The 19,735-nt window shown below is 66.5% G+C and carries 13 protein-coding genes; 3 read left to right on the top strand and 10 right to left on the bottom strand.

From position 1 onward, the window contains the following. Positions 1-18 precede the first annotated feature (18 nt). Positions 19-429 carry a nuclear transport factor 2 family protein gene (locus J2W68_RS05930; RefSeq protein ID WP_310233600.1) on the bottom strand — a complete coding sequence of 137 codons (411 nt, stop codon included), beginning with the start codon at positions 427-429 and terminating at the stop codon, positions 19-21. Between the two features lie 227 nt (positions 430-656). Between J2W68_RS05930 and J2W68_RS05925 the strand changes: the two genes are divergently transcribed. Together J2W68_RS05925 and J2W68_RS05920 are read left to right on the top strand one after the other, a co-directional pair. Beyond that, the gene (locus tag J2W68_RS05925) at positions 657-2,336 is read left to right on the top strand and encodes a long-chain fatty acid--CoA ligase (protein WP_310233598.1); all 1,680 of its coding nucleotides are present in this window, start codon (positions 657-659) and stop codon (positions 2,334-2,336) included. 169 nt (positions 2,337-2,505) lie between these two features. After that, on the top strand, positions 2,506-3,420 hold the full coding sequence (locus J2W68_RS05920; RefSeq protein ID WP_310233597.1) for a crotonase/enoyl-CoA hydratase family protein: 915 nt from the start codon (positions 2,506-2,508) through the stop codon (positions 3,418-3,420). Between the two features lie 21 nt (positions 3,421-3,441). Here J2W68_RS05920 and J2W68_RS05915 read toward each other — a convergent pair whose 3' ends face one another. From J2W68_RS05915 to prfB, 4 genes are all read right to left on the bottom strand, one after another. Continuing rightward, positions 3,442-5,607, bottom strand: a complete 2,166-nt coding sequence (locus J2W68_RS05915) for an ATP-binding protein (protein WP_310233595.1) — start codon at positions 5,605-5,607, stop codon at positions 3,442-3,444. Between the two features lie 10 nt (positions 5,608-5,617). Next, positions 5,618-6,673: a two-component system response regulator gene (locus J2W68_RS05910; RefSeq protein WP_310233592.1), complete on the bottom strand. Its 1,056-nt coding sequence runs from the start codon at positions 6,671-6,673 to the stop codon at positions 5,618-5,620. A 162-nt stretch (positions 6,674-6,835) separates the two neighbouring features. Beyond that, positions 6,836-8,356, bottom strand: coding sequence for a lysine--tRNA ligase (lysS, locus tag J2W68_RS05905; protein WP_310233590.1), 1,521 nt, complete (start codon positions 8,354-8,356; stop codon positions 6,836-6,838). Between the two features lie 92 nt (positions 8,357-8,448). After that, a protein-coding gene (prfB, locus tag J2W68_RS05900; RefSeq protein WP_310233588.1) for a peptide chain release factor 2 occupies positions 8,449-9,577 on the bottom strand; the annotation gives its coding sequence in 2 pieces (ribosomal slippage) (positions 8,449-9,501 and positions 9,503-9,577; 1,128 coding nt in all). Positions 9,578-10,038: 461 nt separating this feature from the next. Between prfB and J2W68_RS05895 the strand changes: the two genes are divergently transcribed. Continuing rightward, on the top strand, positions 10,039-11,670 hold the full coding sequence (locus J2W68_RS05895) for a diguanylate cyclase (RefSeq protein WP_310233585.1): 1,632 nt from the start codon (positions 10,039-10,041) through the stop codon (positions 11,668-11,670). 76 nt (positions 11,671-11,746) lie between these two features. On the opposite strand, the gene J2W68_RS05890 is transcribed toward J2W68_RS05895, so the two are convergent. The 5 genes from J2W68_RS05890 to carB all read right to left on the bottom strand — a co-directional run bounded on the left by J2W68_RS05890 (position 11,747) and on the right by carB (position 19,656). Then, a complete protein-coding gene (locus J2W68_RS05890) occupies positions 11,747-13,087 on the bottom strand; it encodes a hypothetical protein (RefSeq protein WP_310233584.1) in 1,341 nt (446 codons plus the stop codon). A gap of 118 nt (positions 13,088-13,205) precedes the next feature. Further along, a complete protein-coding gene (gene recJ, locus J2W68_RS05885) occupies positions 13,206-14,936 on the bottom strand; it encodes a single-stranded-DNA-specific exonuclease RecJ (RefSeq protein ID WP_310233583.1) in 1,731 nt (576 codons plus the stop codon). Continuing rightward, positions 14,933-15,892 (bottom strand): phosphoglycerate mutase, encoded by a 960-nt coding sequence (locus J2W68_RS05880; protein ID WP_310233581.1) that lies wholly within the window; start codon positions 15,890-15,892, stop codon positions 14,933-14,935. The genes recJ and J2W68_RS05880 overlap by 4 nt, the downstream gene beginning before the upstream one ends. A gap of 4 nt (positions 15,893-15,896) precedes the next feature. Further along, on the bottom strand, positions 15,897-16,361 hold the full coding sequence (greA, locus tag J2W68_RS05875) for a transcription elongation factor GreA (RefSeq protein ID WP_310233895.1): 465 nt from the start codon (positions 16,359-16,361) through the stop codon (positions 15,897-15,899). 25 nt (positions 16,362-16,386) lie between these two features. Then, positions 16,387-19,656, bottom strand: coding sequence for a carbamoyl-phosphate synthase large subunit (gene carB, locus J2W68_RS05870; protein ID WP_310233579.1), 3,270 nt, complete (start codon positions 19,654-19,656; stop codon positions 16,387-16,389). Positions 19,657-19,735 lie beyond the last annotated feature (79 nt).

The raw sequence follows: 19,735 nt of genomic DNA, 5'->3' as shown, positions 1-19,735 counted from the left end.
TAGCACGGGCGCCGCAGGTCACTCCAGGATCGGCGTCCACTTCAGGCTGGTGATGCGCCAGACGCCGTCGCGCAGCCGCCAGCCGCTTTCGATTCGCCATGCCTGCGCGCTGTCGGGCAGCAAAGCAATGCCTTCGCCGCCGGTCAGCGCGGCGCGCGTGCGCACCGTGGCACGATCCTCGCCCTGCAGCGCGACATCGACCGGTCCGGTCAGCACACCGATGCGCTGATGCCGCAGCATCATCGCCGCCGCCATCTGCCGAGCCCCGCGTCGGTCCATGTTCTGCGGGCCGATGAAATCCTCATCGAGTACATCCGCGACATCCGATGCGCTGCGTTGTTCGATGGCCGATTGCAGGGCGGCGACCTGCGCACGGATCGCGTCCTCTGGCGCCTCACGCCTGCACCCGGCCAAAGCAACCGCGCACATCAGTGCGACCGCAAATCCGCGGCACGTCCATCCTGCTGCCACGCTTGTTATACGCATGCTCCCATCCCCGTGCTTCGTCCAGCGAATGCGTGCCGATCGGCGCGCAACCTGCGCGATTTACGCCGCATCGCGCCTTGCCTCCCCCTAGAGCCTATGCTCCAATCGAGCGAATTGCACAGGCACGATCACCAGTTCGAGTGACGGCCTTCAATCAGGGAGAGGATTGCATGACCGATCAACGCCCGTGGCTGGCGAACTATCCCGCAGGCGTGCCTGCGGAAATCGATCCCGGGCAGTACAGCTCGGTGCCAGCGGTTCTCGACGAGGCTATCGCGAAGTTCCGCGATCGTCCCGCGTTCTCGAACATGGGACGGACGATCACCTACGGCGAACTGGACGCGCGCAGTCGCGATTTCGCCGGCTATCTGCTCGGCGAACTCAAGCTCAAGAAGGGTGATCGCGTTGCGATCATGATGCCCAACTGCCTGCAGTATCCGATCGCGACTTTCGGCATCCTGCGTGCGGGACTGACGGTGGTGAACACCAACCCGATGTACACCCCGCGCGAGTTGCGTCATCAGCTGGTCGACTCCGGCGCTGCCGCGGTGCTGGTGATGGACAACTTCGGCAAGACCGTGCAGGACGTGCTGGCCGACACCCAGGTCAAGCAGGTCATCACCACGGGGCTGGGCGATCTGCTCGGTTTTCCGAAGGGCGCGATCGTCAATTTCGTGCTCAAGCACGTCAAGAAAATGGTGCCGGACTACGCGATCCGCGGCGCAGTCCGGTTCCGCGATGCGATCGCACTCGGCGCCAAGCACGAGCTGCCGAAGGTTTCGATCACGCACGAGGACATCGCGTTCCTGCAGTACACCGGAGGCACGACGGGCATCGCCAAGGGCGCGATGCTCACCCATCGCAACCTGGTGGCGAACATGCAGCAGGCTTCGGCCTGGATCGGACCACTGGCGCGAGAGGGCCAGGAAACGATCATCACGGCGCTGCCGCTGTATCACATCTTCGCGTTGACGGCGAACGGACTGGTCTTCATGCGTCTGGGCGCGAAGAACATCCTGATTACCAATCCGCGCGACATGCCGGGCTTCGTCAAGGAGCTCAAGCGCGAGCCCTTCACCGCGATCACCGGCGTCAACACGCTGTTCAACGGCCTGCTCAACACGCCCGGCTTCTCCGACATCGATTTCAGTCCGCTGCGGCTCACCCTCGGCGGCGGCATGGCGGTGCAGCGTTCGGTCGCCGAACGCTGGAAGCAGACCACCGGCGTCACGCTGGTCGAGGCCTATGGCCTGACCGAGACCTCGCCTGCCGCCTGCATCAATCCCATGGATCTGGCCGAGTACAACGGCGCGATCGGTCTCCCGGTCCCCTCGACGGAGGCCTGCGTCAAGGGCGAGGATGGCGCCCAGCTGCCAGCCGGTGAAGTGGGCGAACTGTGCATCCGCGGCCCGCAGGTGATGAAGGGCTACTGGCAGCGCCCCGGGGACACCGCCGAGGCGATCGATGCCGACGGCTGGCTGCATACCGGCGACATGGCGAAGATGGACGACAAGGGGTTCTTCTACATCGTCGACCGCAAGAAGGACATGATCCTGGTCTCGGGTTTCAACGTGTATCCGAACGAGATCGAAGACGTGATCGCGATGATGCCCGGCGTACTCGAAGTCGCCGCGATCGGCGTGCCCGACGACAAGTCAGGGGAAGCGGTGAAGGTCGTGATCGTCCGCAAGGATCCGTCGCTCACTGCCGAGCAGGTCAAGGCGCACGCCCGCGAACATCTGACCGGCTACAAGCATCCTCGTATCGTCGAGTTCCGCACCGAGTTGCCCAAGACCAATGTAGGCAAGATCCTGCGCCGCGAACTAAGGGACGAAGCACCAAAAATGTGACGTAGTTCCCAAATCAGAGTGACCGATTTGGCATTCAGCGTTTATGCCGTTGAAATCCTTGCCCTTTTCGCCCGATGCGCGCATAGAAGCCCGCATCGGGCGAAATCTTTTTCATCGGGACGCCTGTCGGGCGCCCGACCGGCAGGAAGTCCGCTCCAGGGGATCTTCAATGCACAACGTCGAGCTGCTGCACGGTGACGCAACCGCTGCACTGTCCACCATTCGTATCGAACATGACGCTTCCAATGACTCCCATTGGTGCTTCATGCATGCGCAGCAGGCGTTCTCCGATCCCACCTATCGGGCCTGTTTTTCCCCCGCGCTGCTGCGCGAACTGCGCTTGTTCGCACAGCAGACGATCGACCGGATCTCAAGCCGCGCCGAGGCAGAGCCGGGGCATGTTTCGCACATCGTGCTCGGCGCCGATAGCCACGTGTTCAACCTCGGCGGCGACCTCAAGCTGTTTGCTTCGTTGATCCGCGACCGCAACCGCGATGGCCTGCTGCGGTACGCGACCGAGTGCGTGGACAACATCCATCTGCTGCACACGCGCCTGCACCGCAATGCTCACACCGTGGCGCTGGTCGAGGGCGACGCACTCGGCGGCGGCTTCGAACTCGCCCTCGCCTGCCAGACCATCGTCGCCGAGCGCGGTGTGCAGATGGGCTTTCCTGAAGTGCTGTTCGGCCTGTTCCCCGGCATGGGTGCCTACTCGCTGCTGGCGCAGAAGGTCAGCTCCAGAGTCGCGGAACAGATGATGCTCAACGGCGTGATGTACAGCAGCGACGAACTCCACGCGATGGGTATCGTCGATGTGTTGGTACCGAAGGGGGAAGGCACGCGCGCGGTGCACGAGGTGATCCGTCAGAACCGCCGCATTGCGGCGGCGCGGCTGGCCCTGCACGAGGTCCGCGAAGGCGCACACCCGGTGACGCACGAGGAGCTGATGCGCATCACCCACATCTGGGTGGACACGGCGCTGCAGCTGGGCGAGCGTCAGCTGCGCACGATGGAACGTCTGGTGCGCGCGCAGCTGCGCCGGCCCGAAGCAGTGATCGAGGACAAGGCGGCCGACGTCGGCTGATCGCCGGGCGCAACGCCCGGGTCAGGCTTTCTCGGACCCGGGCCTGCCGGCACGCGGCAGATCGCCACGGTCGCGCAATGCCACGAGGGCCTGGTCGAGCTGCTGAACGAGCGTCTGCAGCAGACCTTTCCACTCTTTGAGCAGCTGTTCGGACCGCATGCCCATGCCGATCGATGCGGTGTCGGCCACCCGCACCGCCCCCATGTTGCCTGCCGCGCCCTTGAGCGCATGGCAGGCGTCGCGAGCGCCATCCCAGTTGGCGACGCGCGCTGCCTCCTCGAAATCGACGAGGCATTTGCGCGCATCGCGGCTGCACTCGCCGAGGAAGCGCTGCACGAACTGTTCGCCCAGCCCCATCTCGCGCAGTTCGTCGAGGATGAGCTGGGAAATCACACTGCCATCGCCACTGCCGCCGCGACCGACAGGCGTTGGCGCCGCCGGCACCACAGGCGCCACAGATGGAGCCGCGCCACCCAGGGCGATCTCGGCGAGCTTTTCGAGCATCCGCTCGATGACGATCGGTTTGGTCAGATAGGCCATCGCGCCGGCGCGCACGCAGGCCTCGCGCGCTTCGGCGGTGGCATCCGCCGTCAGTACGATGAACGGCGTACGGCGCCCGCTGCCCGCCTCCATGAAACGCGTCTGTCGAATGATGTCCAGGCCATCGGCGCCAGGCATGTGCAGGTCGGTGATCACCGCATCGAAGGTCTGGGCCTCGAGCGCCATCAACACCTCATCGCCGTCGTCGACGACGTGCGGACGGTGCCCTGCCTTTTCGAGCAGACGTCTCAGCACCATGCGGTTCGCCGGCTGGTCGTCGGCGACGAGAATGCGCATCGGCTCGACGCGCGCGCGGTGGCGCACGAACGGGTCGTCAAACGGAATGACGTTGCTGACCAGGCCCGGCGCTGCATCGTCACGTTCGACCACGCCGAGCGGAATCTCGATCCAGAAATGCGAGCCCTCGCCCAGTCGGCTTTCGACATGGATCTGCCCGCCCATCTGCTCGGTGAGGCCCTTGGCGATCGTCGTGCCCAAACCGGTGCCGCCGAAGCGGCGGCCGAGCCCCGTATCGACCTGCTCGAACGCATCGAAGATGCCGGCCAGCGCTTCCGCCGGCATGCCGATGCCGGTGTCGTGCACCGAGAAGCGCAGTTGCACGCGGGACGGGACCTGTTCGCCTGGGACTGCCTCAATCGACAGCGTCACCTTGCCTTGGTCGGTGAACTTGATCGCGTTCGACAGCAGATTCACCAGCACCTGGCGCAGCTGGTTGCTGTCGCCGTGCAGCAATGTCGGCACACCATCGGCGACCTTCGCCTCGAACTGCAGGCCCTTGGCATGCGCGCTCGGCATCAGCATCACCTGGATGCCGCGCACCAGTTCAGGCAGCGAGAAATCGGCATGGCTGCTGCGGAACTTGCCGGCCTCGATCTTGAAGATGTCGAGCACGTCGTCGACCAGTACCTGCAGCGCCTTCGCCGACGTCTGGATCACGTGCGCGCTGTCGCGCTGCTCGGCGGTCAACGGTGTGGTGACCAGCAGGTCCGACATACCGATGATGCCGTTGAGCGGCGTGCGGAATTCATGGCTCATATTGGCCAGAAAACGACTTTTCGCTTCGCTGGCGGCCTTGGCCGCACGCGTGGCCTCGGTAAGCGCACGCAGCAGCGAGCTCAGATACAGCGGCACCGCGACGAGGCCCACCAGCAGGCCGAGCGCGAGCGATAGATTCTGCTGCCAGTAAGGGGTGAGAGCGACCGCGGTGCCGAATGTCACCACGGCGAACCCGATTGCGGCATAGAGATAACGTGGACCGAAGCGCAGGCCGTTCCCGACGGTGACCCACATGATCACCACGTACAGCCAGGCCAGCAGATCGCCGAGCAGGAACAGGCCCACACCCATCAGGCTGTAATCGGCCACCATGCCCAGCACGCGCCGCGGGTGCGATACGCCCGGGCGCCATAACAGCCAGACGAAGATGCCCAGCGCGACCGCGTACTCGATGGCGAGATACGCCTCCGACAGCAACAGTTCGCGCGCAACTTCGGGCTTGCCGGCGACGAACAACTGCAGGTAGGCGTAGATGACGACCAGCATCACCAGCCGCACGGTGGCCTGGCCGTGCTCGCTGTCCTGACGAGCAGACAGACGCGCGCGCAGCCAGCCGAAGGCGGCGTTCATCGCAGCCGACTTACTGCAAGGGCCCGACGGGCCGTCCGCCGAACTGGGCGGAGATGTGCTGCAGGCGCGGCACGTTGGAGAGCATGGCCTCGACGCAGCGCGGATCGAAATGGCGCCCGCTGTTTTCGCCGATGTAGGCCAGCGCCTCCTCGATCGACCAGGCGCGCTTGTACGGGCGTTTGGACATCAGCGCATCGAACACATCGGCGATCGCCACGATGCGCGCCTCGAGCGGGATTTCCTCACCGACCAGACCGTCCGGGTAGCCGCTGCCGTCGTAACGTTCCTGGTGGCGCAGCGCGATCAGCGCACTGAGCTGGATGAAACGGTTCTGGCTGTTGCTCAGCAGTTCGTAGCCGATCTGCGGATGCTGGCGCATCTCTGCGGTCTCTTCGGCCGTCAGCGGGCCCGGCTTCATCAGGATGGCGTCGGGAATCGCGATCTTGCCGATGTCGTGCAAAGGCGCGGCGAGTTCGATCATCCGCACCTCGTCCTCGAACAGGCCCATCGCCTCGGCGACCATGCCGGCCACTGCGGCGACGCGTTCAAGATTGGCGCTGGTGCTGGCGTCGCGATACGCGATCGCACGCGCCAGCCGGGTCAGGGTCTCGCGTTCGCGCTCTTCGACCTCGTGCATGCTCTTGAGCAATCGCTGCTCCAGCGACAACGCCCGCTGCTTGACCGACTCGGACTGCTGGCGCAGCTGCAGCAGATTGCGACAACGCGCGCGCAACTCGCGCGGACGCACCGGCTTGACCAGGAAATCGATGACACCTGCTTCCAATGCGGCCTGGCGGATCGGTTCGTCACCGACCACGGTGACCAGCACGATCGGCACGTCGCGGTGCATCAGCGGGCGCCGGAACCGGCGCGCGAATTCGAGGCCGTCGACGACCGGCATGCGATAGTCGAGCAGCAGCAGGTCGGGACGGTGATCGTCGCACCAGCGCAGTGCGTTTTCCGGATCGCCGAAGTCGAAGACTTCGAGCTCGGGACTGATGTCCTCGAGGATGTGGCGCAGCATCGTCCTGGCGGACGTCTGATCGTCAACGATGACGATGTTCATGCGGCTGGCCTCCCTTTAGGCTTCCCTGATCCGCATCATCGCGGGCGATCTCCATTGGAAGCAAGTCCCGCGCCAGCATTCGGAAAATTCCTACACGCCAACGGAGCCGCATCTGATATCGGAGCCGTAAATGCGGGCGCCGTCGAACGGCAGCAATTGACCTCAGGCGTCGGTCTGCGGCCGCATGTATGGGAACAGCAGGACGTCGCGGATCGACGAGGAGCCGGTCAACAGCATGACCAGGCGATCAATGCCGATGCCCAGGCCACCGGTCGGCGGCAGGCCGACTTCGAGCGCGCGGATGTAGTCGGCGTCGTAGTGCATCGCCTCGTCGTCGCCGCTGTCGCGCGCGTCGACCTGGGCGCGGAAACGCGCGGCCTGGTCCTCGGGATCGTTGAGCTCGGAGAAGCCGTTGGCGATCTCCTTGCCGCCGATGAACAGCTCGAAGCGGTCGGTGATGCCCGCCTCGCTGTCGGACTCGCGCGCCAGCGGCGAGACCTCGACCGGATAATGGGTGATGAAGGTCGGCTGGATCAGACCGGTCTCGACGGTTTTTTCGAAGATCTCCAGCAGCAGCTTGCCCCAGCCGTAGCCGGCCTTCACGTGCACGCCCAGACGCGCACAATGCGCGGCCAGCGCGTCGCGGTCACGGCAGTCGGCGACGCTGACCTCGGGATTGAGTTCACGCACCGCTTCTTCGAGCTTCCAGCGGCGGAATGCGGGGCCGACGTCGATCGCGTTGCCGTCCCATTCCAGCGCCGTGGTGCCGACGGCCTGCGTCGCGACATCGCGGATCAGCGCTTCGGTGAGATCCATGACCTCTTCATAGGCCACGTAGGCCTCGTAGAGTTCGAGCATCGTGAACTCGGGGTTGTGCCGGGTCGACACGCCCTCGTTGCGGAAGTTGCGGTTGATCTCGTAGACACGCTCGAAGCCGCCGACGACGAGGCGCTTGAGGTAGAGCTCGGGCGCAACGCGCAGGAACAGATCGAGATCAAGCGCGTTGTGGTGCGTGGCAAACGGCTTGGCCGCGGCGCCGCCGGCGATGTAATGCATCATCGGCGTTTCGACTTCGAGGAAGTCGCGGGCGTCGAGCCACTGGCGGATCGCGGAGATGATCCGCGAACGCTTGACGAAGACCGCGCGTGCGTCGGGCGAGACGATCAAATCGACATAGCGCTGGCGATAGCGCTGCTCCACGTCGCTCAGGCCGTGCCACTTGTCCGGCAGCGGGCGCAGCGACTTGGTCAGCAGGCGCAGCGACGATGCCTTGACTGACAGCTCGCCGGTCTTGGTCCGCATCAGCGTGCCTTCGGCCGCAACGATGTCGCCGACATCCCAGCCCTTGAACGCGTCATAGCGTTCGCCGAGGGTCGCCGACTGCAGGAACAGCTGGATGCGGCCGCTGACGTCCTGGACCGTCGCGAACGCGGCCTTGCCCATGATCCGCTTGGCCATCAGACGGCCGGCCACGGCGACCTGCACACCCTCCGCTTCCAGCGCCTCACCGGTCCAGCGCTCGGCATCGCCGTGCGAGGCCTGCAGCGCGCCGGCCTCGTCGCGACGACGGAAGTCGTTCGGGAACGCCACACCCTGCCCGCGCAGCGCGGTCAGTTTGGCGCGGCGCTCGGCGATCAGGGCGTTCTCGTCGGCGGGCGTCTGCGGTGCGGGGGCGTCGGTCATGGGTGCGGTTCGTATGTGTGCGAAGAGGAATCACGCGCGACCGGCGTGCCGGTCGCGCTGTGCCGACGCGGCGCGTCGGCAGGAGGGGTCGATCAGACGGCGTCGGTACGTTTGGAACCCGCCGCCAGACCCGATTTCAGGCTCGCTTCGACGAACTCGTCGAGATCGCCGTCGAGCACCTTCTGCGTATCGCTGCGCTCCACGCCCGTGCGCAGATCCTTGATGCGGCTCTGGTCGAGCACATAGTTGCGGATCTGGCTGCCCCAGCCGATGTCGGATTTGGTCGCTTCCAGCGCGTCCTTCTCGACGTTGCGCTTCTGCACTTCCAGCTCGTAGAGCTTGGCGGCCAGCATCTTCATCGCGGTGTCGCGGTTCTGGTGCTGGCTGCGGCCGTTCTGGCAGGCGACGACGGTATTGGTCGGGATGTGGGTGATACGCACCGCCGATTCGGTCTTGTTGACGTGCTGACCGCCAGCGCCGGAGGAGCGATACACGTCGGTGCGCAGGTCGGCCGGATTGATGTCGATCTCGATGTTGTCGTCGACTTCCGGGGAGACGAACACCGAAGTGAAGCTGGTATGCCGGCGGTTGTCGGAATCGAACGGCGACTTGCGCACCAGACGATGCACGCCGATCTCGGTCTTCAGCCAACCGTAGGCGAACTCGCCTTCGACACGCACCGTCGCCGACTTGATGCCCGCGACTTCGCCACCTGACACTTCCATCAGTTCGGTCTTCCAGCCGCGGTTCTCGGCCCAGCGCAGATACATGCGCAGCATCATCTCGGCCCAGTCCTGGGCCTCGGTGCCACCGGCGCCGGCCTGGATGTCGACAAAGCAGTTTGCCGAGTCGAACTCACCGGAGAACATGCGCTGGAATTCGAGCTTGTCGACCTCGGCGGCGAACCCCTCGACGTCGTCGACGACCGCCTGCGCGGTGTCCTCGTCCTGTTCGGACTCGGCCAGTTCCAGCAGTTCGTTCGCGCCTTCCAGACCTTCGGTCAGATTGCGAATGCCGTTGACGGTCTTGTCGAGCGTCGAGCGCTCACGTCCCAGCGCCTGCGCGCGCTCGGGGTCGTTCCAGATGGTCGGGTCTTCGAGCTCGCGCTCGACTTCTTCCAGACGCTCGCGACGGGCGTCGTAGTCAAAGAAACCCCCTGAGCGCATCCAGCCGACCGCGAAGGTCGACGATGCGCTGGCGAACAGGATTGAGTTCAAGCATGGGATTGGGAACCGCGGAAAACCGGGGATTCTAACAAGTCCCCGGCCATGCCGCGCGCCGCACCGAGTCTGCTGAATGGCGAATCTGGTTAGACTCGCTGCTTGCCATCGGGGACCCTGGCAGGACCACGCGACCACATGAACACACGCGCAAGAGGGATGTTCTGCCTGGCCGCCGCTCTGGCGGCCGCGACGTTGGCCTGGGTCGCACCGGTTTCGGCGTTGACGCCGCCGACCACGGTGTCGGCCGCTGCCGACATCGACCGCTGCTTCGAGCTGCGACAGCGCGATCCGGCGGCCGCGCTGCAACTTGCCGATGCGGTACTCGCGCGCGGACCGATGGCGCACGACGAGGAGATCAAGCTGCAGAGTTGCCTCGGCCGCGCCGCGGCGTTGCTCGGTGACAGCGAGCGCGCGAGCGCGTCGGTCGATCGCGTCGAATCACTGCTGCTGGCGCATCCCATGCCGCCCGAGTTCCTGCTACGCGCGCTGTCCAATGCCGGATCGACCCTGCATAGCATCGGCTTGATCCCGCGCGCGCTGGATCTCTACGTCCGCGCGTACGAGGCGGCGCAACTCGACGAATCCGCCATCGCCCAGACCGTGATGCTGATCAACGTTGGCAGCATCTACAGCGAAGAACTCGAATCCTACGACGCCGCCGAGCAATTCTTCGAGCAGGCCGACGAGATCATCTCCCGCTCGGATCTCCCCGAAAAGCAGACGCTCCTGCTGCACTTGAACCGCGGCATGAACCACCTGCGTGCCGGCCGGGACCGCGACGCCCTGATCCACTTCGACGCCGCTGCGCAGTTGGGAGATGACGACGATTACACAGTGCGTCGGGCGCGCGCCGAGCGCGTCGCCGTGCAGGCCCGGCTCGCAGGGGGCGGAACCGCGTCCGCCATGGCCGAGCTGCAGCGTATCGTCGACCTCCAGGCCGCGTCCGGTGACCGGTCGGGCGCCGCCATCACCCGCTTGCGCATGTCCCGCCTCGCGCTCGATGACGGCGCGCCTGATGTGGCGCGCGCGCATGCAGAACATGCGATGGCGCTGGTCGGCACGACACGGCTGAGCCGGGAATACAGCGATGCGGTCCGGGCGAAGATCGCGGCCTTGCGCGCGGCCCGCAGGTTTGAAGAAGCGCTGGACGTGCAGGACACCCTGCTGCGGTCGGAGGTGCGCAACCTGCGCTCGCAGAACCTCGACAGTCTGGCCGGGTTGCAGGCGAAACTGCTGGACCAGGTGCGCGAGCGCGAAATCGTCGCGTTGCGTGAGGCGCGGCAGGTCGAAGCCTTGAACCTGATGCACACACGTTGGCTGCGCAATGCGGCCTTGATCTGCGCCATCGTGCTGGCGGTGCTCATGCTCGCGTTCTGGTGGTACCAGCGTCGGGTCAATCGGCGCCTGCATCACCTCGGCTCGACCGATGGACTCACCGGCCTTGAAAACCGCGGCGCCGCGATGCGCCGCCTGGGCGCCACCCCGCTCCCGGCGCGGCCTGCGCTGCGCAACGCGGTGTTCCTGATCGATGTCGACCACTTCAAGCAGTGCAACGACCGCTATGGGCATGCCACCGGTGACGCCATCCTGGTGCAGATCGCCGCGCGGCTTGCCGAATGCTGCCGCCCAGGCGATCTGGTGGCGCGCTGGGGTGGAGAAGAATTTGTAGTCGCCTGCCCCGGCATCGAATTGCGGGCCGCCACCGAGATCGCCGAGCGCCTCAGGAACGCGATCGGCAACGCACCGTTCGAGATCGACGAGGTGGGCGCAGTGCCGTTGTCGATCTCGCTCGGATTCGCCTGCTGGCCGTTTCTTCCGGGCGTTGGGGCGAGCCGCGGTGGCTGGCAGGATGCAGTCGACTTGGCCGACCGCGCGCTCTACGCGTCCAAACGCGGCGGGCGTGCGGCGTGGACCGGTCTGTGGGGAGGCGACGCCACCACGGACGCGACCATTGTGGGAATCCTGCGCGACCCGGAGGGCGCGATTGCATCGGGCGCCGCGGCTGCGTGCAGCAGCCGGGCGCAGATCCATTGGGGCGCCGGCGAAGCCGAGGTGGCGGCGGATCACGCCCCGGACCACGCACCGGCCTAATCGCGTCGATGCGTCGGCCGGTGCACCGGCCTGCCGACAGACCTGCGCCGCGTTGCGCGGCGCAGGTCGCTGGACCTCAGCGACGTTCGAGCGAGAGGCGGTAGCTGCCGCCGGCGCTGCCGTCGACAGACGAGGCTTCGACGACATAGCTGCCCGAGTCGAGCCGGTGTGCGATGCGCGCGTTCAACGCGTTACCGCCGTCGTCGTCGGTGGCCACCTCCTGGCCGTCGCGGCTCAGACGCAGATAGCTGTCGACATCGTCGGAATTCATCGCAATCACATATTCGCCGGCACTGCGCACGCTGAACGTCCAACGGTCGGTCATGCCGGGCAGCAGCGTCGCCTCGACCGGTCGCCCCGTCGCCAGCGCACCGCCGCCGACATTGTCCGGCGCTTCCGCTGCAGCCAACGCCAGCGTGTAGAGGCCGGCGCCTGCGGAGGCGGCGTCTGCGCGAAGCGTGTAGTCCCCCGGCTCGAGCAGCATCGAGATGCGCGAATTGAGCCCGTCGCCGCCATCGTCGTCGCTCTTGTCGATCCCGTTGCCGGTCAGGTGCATCGCCGGGTCGATCTCGTCGCTCTGCATGTCGATGCGCACCACGCGACGCGCCGGCAGCGAGAACGTATAGGCATGCGCGTTGCCGTCGTACAGACCGGTCACCGTGCTGCCGACATCCAGTGCACCGCCCTCCCGCAGGCCGCCTTCGGGCAGCGGACGCGCGGCGACGCGGAGCTGGTACATGCCGTTGATGCGATCGCTGCCGTAGCCTTCCGCCGTCAGCGTGTAGGTGCCCGGCGCGAGGCGTGCGCTGATGCGCGCATTGCTGCCGTCGCCGCCGTCGTCGTTGCTCAGGGCCACGCCCGGGCCGTCGAGCTTGAGCACCGAATCGAAATCGTCGGACATCATGTCGATCGTGTAGAAGCCGGCCTCGTCGATCTGCAGCGGCAGCTGGCGCTTGGCATCAGCCCAGTCGCTGATCGCCGCGCCCACGCGCAGCGTCTCGCCGTTGTAGGCCTCGATCGCGGTCGCCTGCAGCGTGAACGGACCATAGGCGCTGGCATCTGCGCCGCTCACGGCGATGGTGTAGCTGCCGGCGCGCTTGGCGCGCACGACCAGCGAGGCCGATTCCCTGTTCGGATTCGACGCCGCGACCAGATCACCGCCGAGGAACGCCGTGAGCTTGCCGCGCAGAGCGCCTTCGAGCTTGAACGATGCCACCTGCCCTTCGCGCAGATCGACGCGGTAGAGCTGGCTGCGCGAGCCGTCCTGGTGATTGAGACTGGACCGGCTGGTGATCTCGCCCCGGCGCTCGGCGCCCAGGGTCACGGATTCGGAGGCATCGCCCGGTGCTGCGTGCGCGGCAAGGGTCGGTGCCAAGGCCAGCGCCACGGCGAGGGCCAAGGTATGGACAGTCTTCAAGAACATCTCCCTGTACAGAAGTGGGCGGCGTTGCGGGGGCAACGACCGCGGGCATCCGCTTGCGCGGCGGCCTATTCTGCACCCGCATTCACAATTGCGCACGCATACGCCGGCGGCGTCAGAAGGCGCCGAGCGGCTCCCGATGTTCGATGACCAGTTGCACCGCGTCACCGCCGCGGTAGTCGTCCGGTGCCAGCCGGTAGACGATGCGCTCACGCGCCGCCGGGGCGATCTCGCGCCAACCGCCGAAATGGATCGCCGACAGCGGCTTCGGATGTCCGTCAAGCCGCAGCGTCAGCTTCAGATGCCGGGTGCCGACCACGCGCCAGTCGACGACCGCGAACTCGCCATCGAACTGCGGCTCGGGAAAGCCCTGCCCCCACGGCCCGGCATCGCGCAGATGCGCGGCATGCACGATGTCGAATTCCTCGCCGCGCAATGCACCATCGGTGAGGATCTCCGCGCGCAGCAACGCGGGGTCGAGCATCTGCTCGACCGTCGCACGGAACGCTTCGGTGAACGCTTCGAGGCAATTGCGCTGCAAGGTGAGTCCGGCCGCCATCGCGTGACCGCCGAAGCGTTCGATCAGGCCGGGATGCGCAACGTCCACCGCGGCGAGCACATCGCGGATGTGCAGGCCCGGAATCGACCGCGCCGAGCCGCGCAACTGGTCGCTGTCGGGTTCGGCGGGCGCGAATGCGATCACGGGGCGATGCAGCGCGTCCTTCATCTTCGATGCGACCAGGCCGACGACGCCCGGATGCCACTGCGCGTCGAACAGGCACACGCCGGCGCTGGCCGGATCGACCGGCGCGTGCCCGGCCACCGCTGCCTCCGCGTCGTCGAGCATCGACTGCTGCACCGCGCGGCGCTCGGCATTGATCTGGTGCAGCGTGTCGGCGAGATCGCGCGCATGCGCGCCGTCGTCGCTGAGCAGGCATTCGATGCCGATGGCCATGTCCTCGAGCCGGCCGGCGGCATTGATCCGCGGGCCGATCGCGAAGCCGATGTCGGCGGCGGTCAGGCGCGCGGCATCGCGGCCGGCGATCTCGATCAATGCGTTGAGACCGGCGCAGCCGCGACGCGCGCGCAGGCGACGCAGGCCCGCGGAGACGAGCGCACGGTTGTTCGCATCGAGCGTTACCAGATCGGCGACAGTGCCGACCGCGACAAGATCGAGCAGGCTGCCCAGATCCGCATCCGCGGCACGTGCATCCCCCTGCCCGCGCAGCCGCGCGCGCAGCGCCATCAGCACATAGAAAATCACGCCGACGCCGGCCAGCATCTTGCTCGGGAAGGTGTCGCCCGGCAGGTTCGGGTTGACGATCGCATCGGCCGGCGGAAGCTCGGTGCCCGGCAGATGATGATCGGTCACCAGCACGCGCCAGCCCAGCGCTTTCGCCGCGCGGATGCCGGCATGGCAGGCGATCCCGTGATCGACGGTCACCAGCAGCGACGGGGCCACTGGCACGAGCGATTCGACCAGCGCCGGCGACAGGCCGTAGCCGTGCGTGATGCGGTTGGGCACCGCATGCACGATGTCGCGCGCCCCGAGCATGCGCAGCCCGCGCACGGCGACTGCGCAGGCCGTCGCGCCGTCACAGTCGAAATCGCCGACGACAAGGATGCGTTCGCCGCTGGCGATGGCTTCGGCAAGCAGTTCTGTCGCGGCGTCGATGTTCGACAGCGCATCGGGCGGCAGCAGACCGGCGAGTTTCGGCTGCGCAGCATCGAGATCGTGCGCGCCACGCGCAGCGTAGATCCGCCGCAGCAGCGACGGCACGGTCGCCGGCCAGCCCTCGCCGACTGCGGCCTCGCGTCGGCGGATCCTTGGCGCCTGCGCGCTCATAGTGTCGCCGCCGGCGATGCGATGCGCGGGCGACGCCAGACGCGCAGACGATGCCAGCGACGCAGCGTCAGCACGTTCCCGTCCTCGTCATCGATGTGCAGCGTGCGCAATTGGCCGCGGGCCAATGCGGCGAGCGCGGGCTGCAGCCAATCGGTCTGCAACCGGCGCAGGTCACGATCACCGACCAGATCGAACAGCATCGCGGCGCCCGGCGCGGAGAAGGCCTGCGGCAACGGCGCAGCCTTCGTCGCGCTCGCGGCCAATGCACGCAAGGTGGGATCGTCGGTGTGCACCTGCGCATGCGCGCTCCGCGTGTGCACGCGCGCATCGGGCAGCGGGCCGCTACCCCAGAACCACAGTGCATTGACCGGCGTCTTGCCCGCCGCAACGCGGCGTGCGTTCCAGGGATGGTTGTGCAGGATGATCTGCGCCTCGGTCGCCAGCGCACGCCAACGACGCGCCGCGGCACTGTCGTCATCATGATCGGCGAGATCGGTGCCCAGCGCCTCGGACGGGTCCAGGAACTCGGGCACGGGACTCGCGCGCGGCACGCGCAGATACCAGCGCGCCGGATCGGGCGCGTCGAGGGCGAAGCCGGCATCGCCGAACACCGGCTGCAGCGCCGGCAGCAACGCATCGCAGTCTTCGCGTGTCAGGCCGAGCGTGTCGCCGTGCGCCATCAGCCGCACGCCGTTGATATCGGGCCGCAGCCACGCCGGATCGGCGCGCAGCCAGGCGCTGTCCGGGGTGTCGGCATCGCCCACGTCGACCTGGCGCGACAGGGCCGCGAGCGGCCAGGTGCCGCCTGGCAGTTCGATCTGTCTTGCCAGCTGCGCGCGACGACCGGATGCCACTGACGCGACATCCGCGCGCCCCAGCGTGCGCGACACGTCCTGCTGCCAGCGCTGCGCACCGAAGCGTGCGGCCGCGGGCAACAGGAAGGTGGCCGAGGTCATCGACTCAGCCGAGGTACTCGACACTGATGATGTCGTACTCGCGCGAGCCGCCGGGCGCGTCGATGCTGACGCTGTCGCCCTCGTGCTTGCCGATCATCGCGCGGGCCACGGGCGATGAAATCGCGATCAGACCTTTCTTGATGTCGGCTTCGAGGTCGCCGACGATCTGGTAGCGCTTCTCTTCATCGGTCTCGGTATCGGCGATGACGACTGTCGCGCCGAACACCACCTTGTCGCCGGCATTGAGCTTGGCGACGTCGATCAGGTCGGCATGCGACAGCTCACCTTCGAGCTGCTTGATGCGGCCTTCGATGAAGCTCTGCTGCTCGCGCGCGGCGTGGTACTCGGCGTTCTCCTTGAGATCGCCGTGTGCACGCGCTTCGGAGATCGCCTCGATCACCGCCGGACGCTTGACCGACTTCAGTTCTTCGAGCTCTTCGCGCAGGCGCTGGGCGCCGCGCATGGTCATGGGTGCGCGCATGGGCGTGCCTCCGTCAGTGTGTGGTGGTGGCTGCCGCGCTGCCTTTGAGCCGCGCGTGCAGTTCCTGCAGTGCCCAGACCGGGCCGGTGCCGCGGAATTCCAGAGAATGCAGCAGGGCCTTGGCGCCGGCAACGGTGGTCGAATACGTCACCCGGTGCTGCAGGGCCTCGCGACGGATCGAGAACGAGTCGGCGATCGCCTGCTTGCCCTCGGTCGTGTTGACGATATACGCGATCTCGCCGTTCTTGATCAGATCGACGACGTGCGGACGGCCTTCGACGACCTTGTTGATCTGCTCGCACGCGATGTCGTGCTCGCGCAGCCACTTGGCCGTGCCGGCGGTGGCGACGATGGTGTAGCCGCGCGCGATGATGTCGCGGGCGACGGGGAGCACACGCTTCTTGTCGGGATCGCGCACGGACACGAACACCTTGCCGCTGGTCGGCGGGGTCTTGATGCTCGCCGCCTCCTGCGCGCGTGCGAACGCGGCGCCGAAACTCTCGCCGACACCCATGACCTCACCAGTGGAGCGCATCTCCGGCCCGAGGATCGGATCGACGCCCTGGAACTTGGCGAACGGGAAGATCGCTTCCTTGACCGAGTAGTACGCGGGCACGATCTCGGTCGTCGCGCCCTGCTCGGCCAAGGTCTTGCCGGCCATACAGCGCGCCGCGATCTTGGCCAGCGGAATGCCGATCGCCTTGGAGACGAACGGCACGGTGCGCGAGGCACGCGGATTCACTTCCAGCAGGAAGATCGTATCCACGCCGTCATCGTCGGTCTGCACCGCGAACTGGGTGTTCATCAGGCCGATGACCTTGAGCTTGCGTGCCAGCGCGACAACCTGCTCGCGCAGGCGCGCCTGCACGTCACTCGACAGCGAATACGGCGGCAGCGAGCAGGAGGAATCGCCCGAATGCACGCCGGCTTCCTCGATGTGTTCCATGACGCCGCCGATCAGCACGTTGCCATCCTTGTCGGCAATCACGTCGATGTCGACCTCGACCGCATTGTCGAGGAAGCGGTCGAGCAGCACCGGCGAATCGTTCGACACCTTGACCGCGTCGCGCATGTAGCGCGCGAGGTCGTTGTCGGCGTGCACCACTTCCATCGCACGGCCGCCGAGCACGTAGCTCGGACGCACGACCAGCGGATAGCCGATCTCGCGCGCCAGCACCAGCGCCTCCTCGGGGTTGCGCGCGGTGCGGTTGGGCGGCTGTTTGAGGCCCAGCTCGTCGACCAGCTTCTGGAACCGCTCGCGGTCCTCGGCCAGATCGATCGAGTCCGGCGAGGTGCCGATGATCGGCACGCCGTTGGCTTCGAGCGCGCGCGCGAGCTTGAGCGGGGTCTGGCCGCCGTACTGCACGATCACGCCCTTGGGCTTCTCGACCTCGACGATCTCCAGCACGTCTTCGAGCGTCAGCGGCTCGAAGTACAGACGGTCGGAGGTGTCGTAATCGGTGGACACGGTTTCCGGGTTGCAGTTGACCATGATGGTCTCGTAGCCGTCGTCGCGCAGCGCGAGCGCGGCGTGCACGCAGCAGTAATCGAACTCGATGCCCTGGCCGATCCGGTTGGGACCGCCGCCGAGGATCATGATCTTGTCGCGGCCCGTCGGCTGCGCCTCGCACTCGTCCTCGTAGGTCGAGTACAGGTACGCGGTGTCGGTCGAGAATTCAGCCGCGCAGGAGTCGACACGTTTGTAGACCGGACGCACGCCGAACGCGCGGCGCAGTGCACGGATCGCCTGCTCGTCGGTGCCCAGCAGCTGCGACAAACGCGCGTCGGAAAAGCCCATGCGCTTGAGCGCACGCACGCGCGCCTTGTCGAGCGCATCGATGCCGGCAGCAGCCACTTCGCCCTCAGTCGTGATCAGCTCTTCGATCTGGTCGAGGAACCAGTGATCGACATACGACAGCGAATAGACGTCCTCGACCGACAGCCCGGCGCGGAACGCGTCTGCCAGGTAGAACAGCCGCTCTGGACCCGGCTCGCGCACTTCGCGGCGCAGCGTCGCCATATCGTCTTCGTCGTTGAGATCCAGGCCGGTGGGGTCGAAGCCGACCTTGCCGGTCTCGAGGCCGCGGAGCGCCTTCTGCATCGATTCCTGGAAGGTGCGTCCCATCGCCATGACCTCGCCGACCGACTTCATCTGCGTGGTCAGGCGGGCATCGGCCTGCGGGAACTTCTCGAACGCGAAGCGCGGAATCTTGGTGACCACGTAGTCGATCGCCGGCTCGAACGAGGCCGGGGTCTTGCCGCCGGTGATCTCGTTCTTGAGTTCGTCGAGCGTATAACCCACGGCAAGCTTGGCCGCGACCTTGGCGATCGGGAAACCGGTCGCCTTCGAGGCCAGCGCGGACGAGCGCGACACGCGCGGATTCATTTCGATGACGACCACGCGGCCGTCCTTCGGATTGATGCCGAACTGCACGTTCGAGCCGCCGGTGTCGACGCCGATCTTGCGCAGCACCGCGACCGACGCGTTGCGCAGGCGCTGGTATTCCTTGTCGGTCAGCGTCTGCGCCGGCGCGACGGTGATCGAGTCTCCGGTGTGCACGCCCATCGGATCGAGGTTCTCGATCGAGCAGACGATGATGCAGTTGTCCGCGGTGTCGCGGACCACTTCCATCTCGAATTCCTTCCAGCCCAGCACCGATTCCTCGACCAGCACTTCGGTCGTCGGCGACAGCTCGAGACCGCGGGTCACGATGTCGACCAGCTCTTCGCGGTTGTAGGCGATGCCGCCGCCTGAACCGCCGAGGGTAAAGCTCGGGCGGATGATCGTCGGATAGCCGACGCGCGTCTGGATGTCGATCGCTTCCTCGAGCGTGTGCGCCACTTCAGCGCGCGGGCATTCGAGATCGATCTCGCCCATCGCCACGCGGAACAGCTCGCGGTCTTCGGCCATGCGGATTGCTTCGCGCTTGGCGCCGATCAGCTCGACGTTGTACTTCTCGAGCACGCCGTGATCGGCGAGATCCAGCGCGCAGTTGAGCGCGGTCTGGCCGCCCATCGTCGGCAGCAGCGCGTCGGGCTTTTCCTTGGCGATGATCTTCTCGACCGTCTGCCAGTTGATCGGCTCGATGTAGACCGCGTCGGCCATGTCCGGGTCGGTCATGATCGTCGCCGGATTGCTGTTGACCAGCACAACGCGATAGCCCTCGTCGCGCAGCGCCTTGCACGCCTGCGCGCCGGAGTAGTCGAACTCGCAGGCCTGGCCGATGACGATCGGGCCGGCGCCGATGATGAGGATGGTCTGGATATCAGTGCGCTTGGGCATGATCTTCTCTTGCGTCAGTACGGCGTGGGGCGATCGCACGCGGTCGATCAGAAAGGAACCGGAACACGGGACGCGACGG

This window comes from Luteimonas terrae (assembly GCF_031457535.1).
GTDB classification, from domain to species: domain Bacteria; phylum Pseudomonadota; class Gammaproteobacteria; order Xanthomonadales; family Xanthomonadaceae; genus Luteimonas; species Luteimonas terrae_A.
This window is presented reverse-complemented; position numbering and strand designations above follow the sequence as displayed.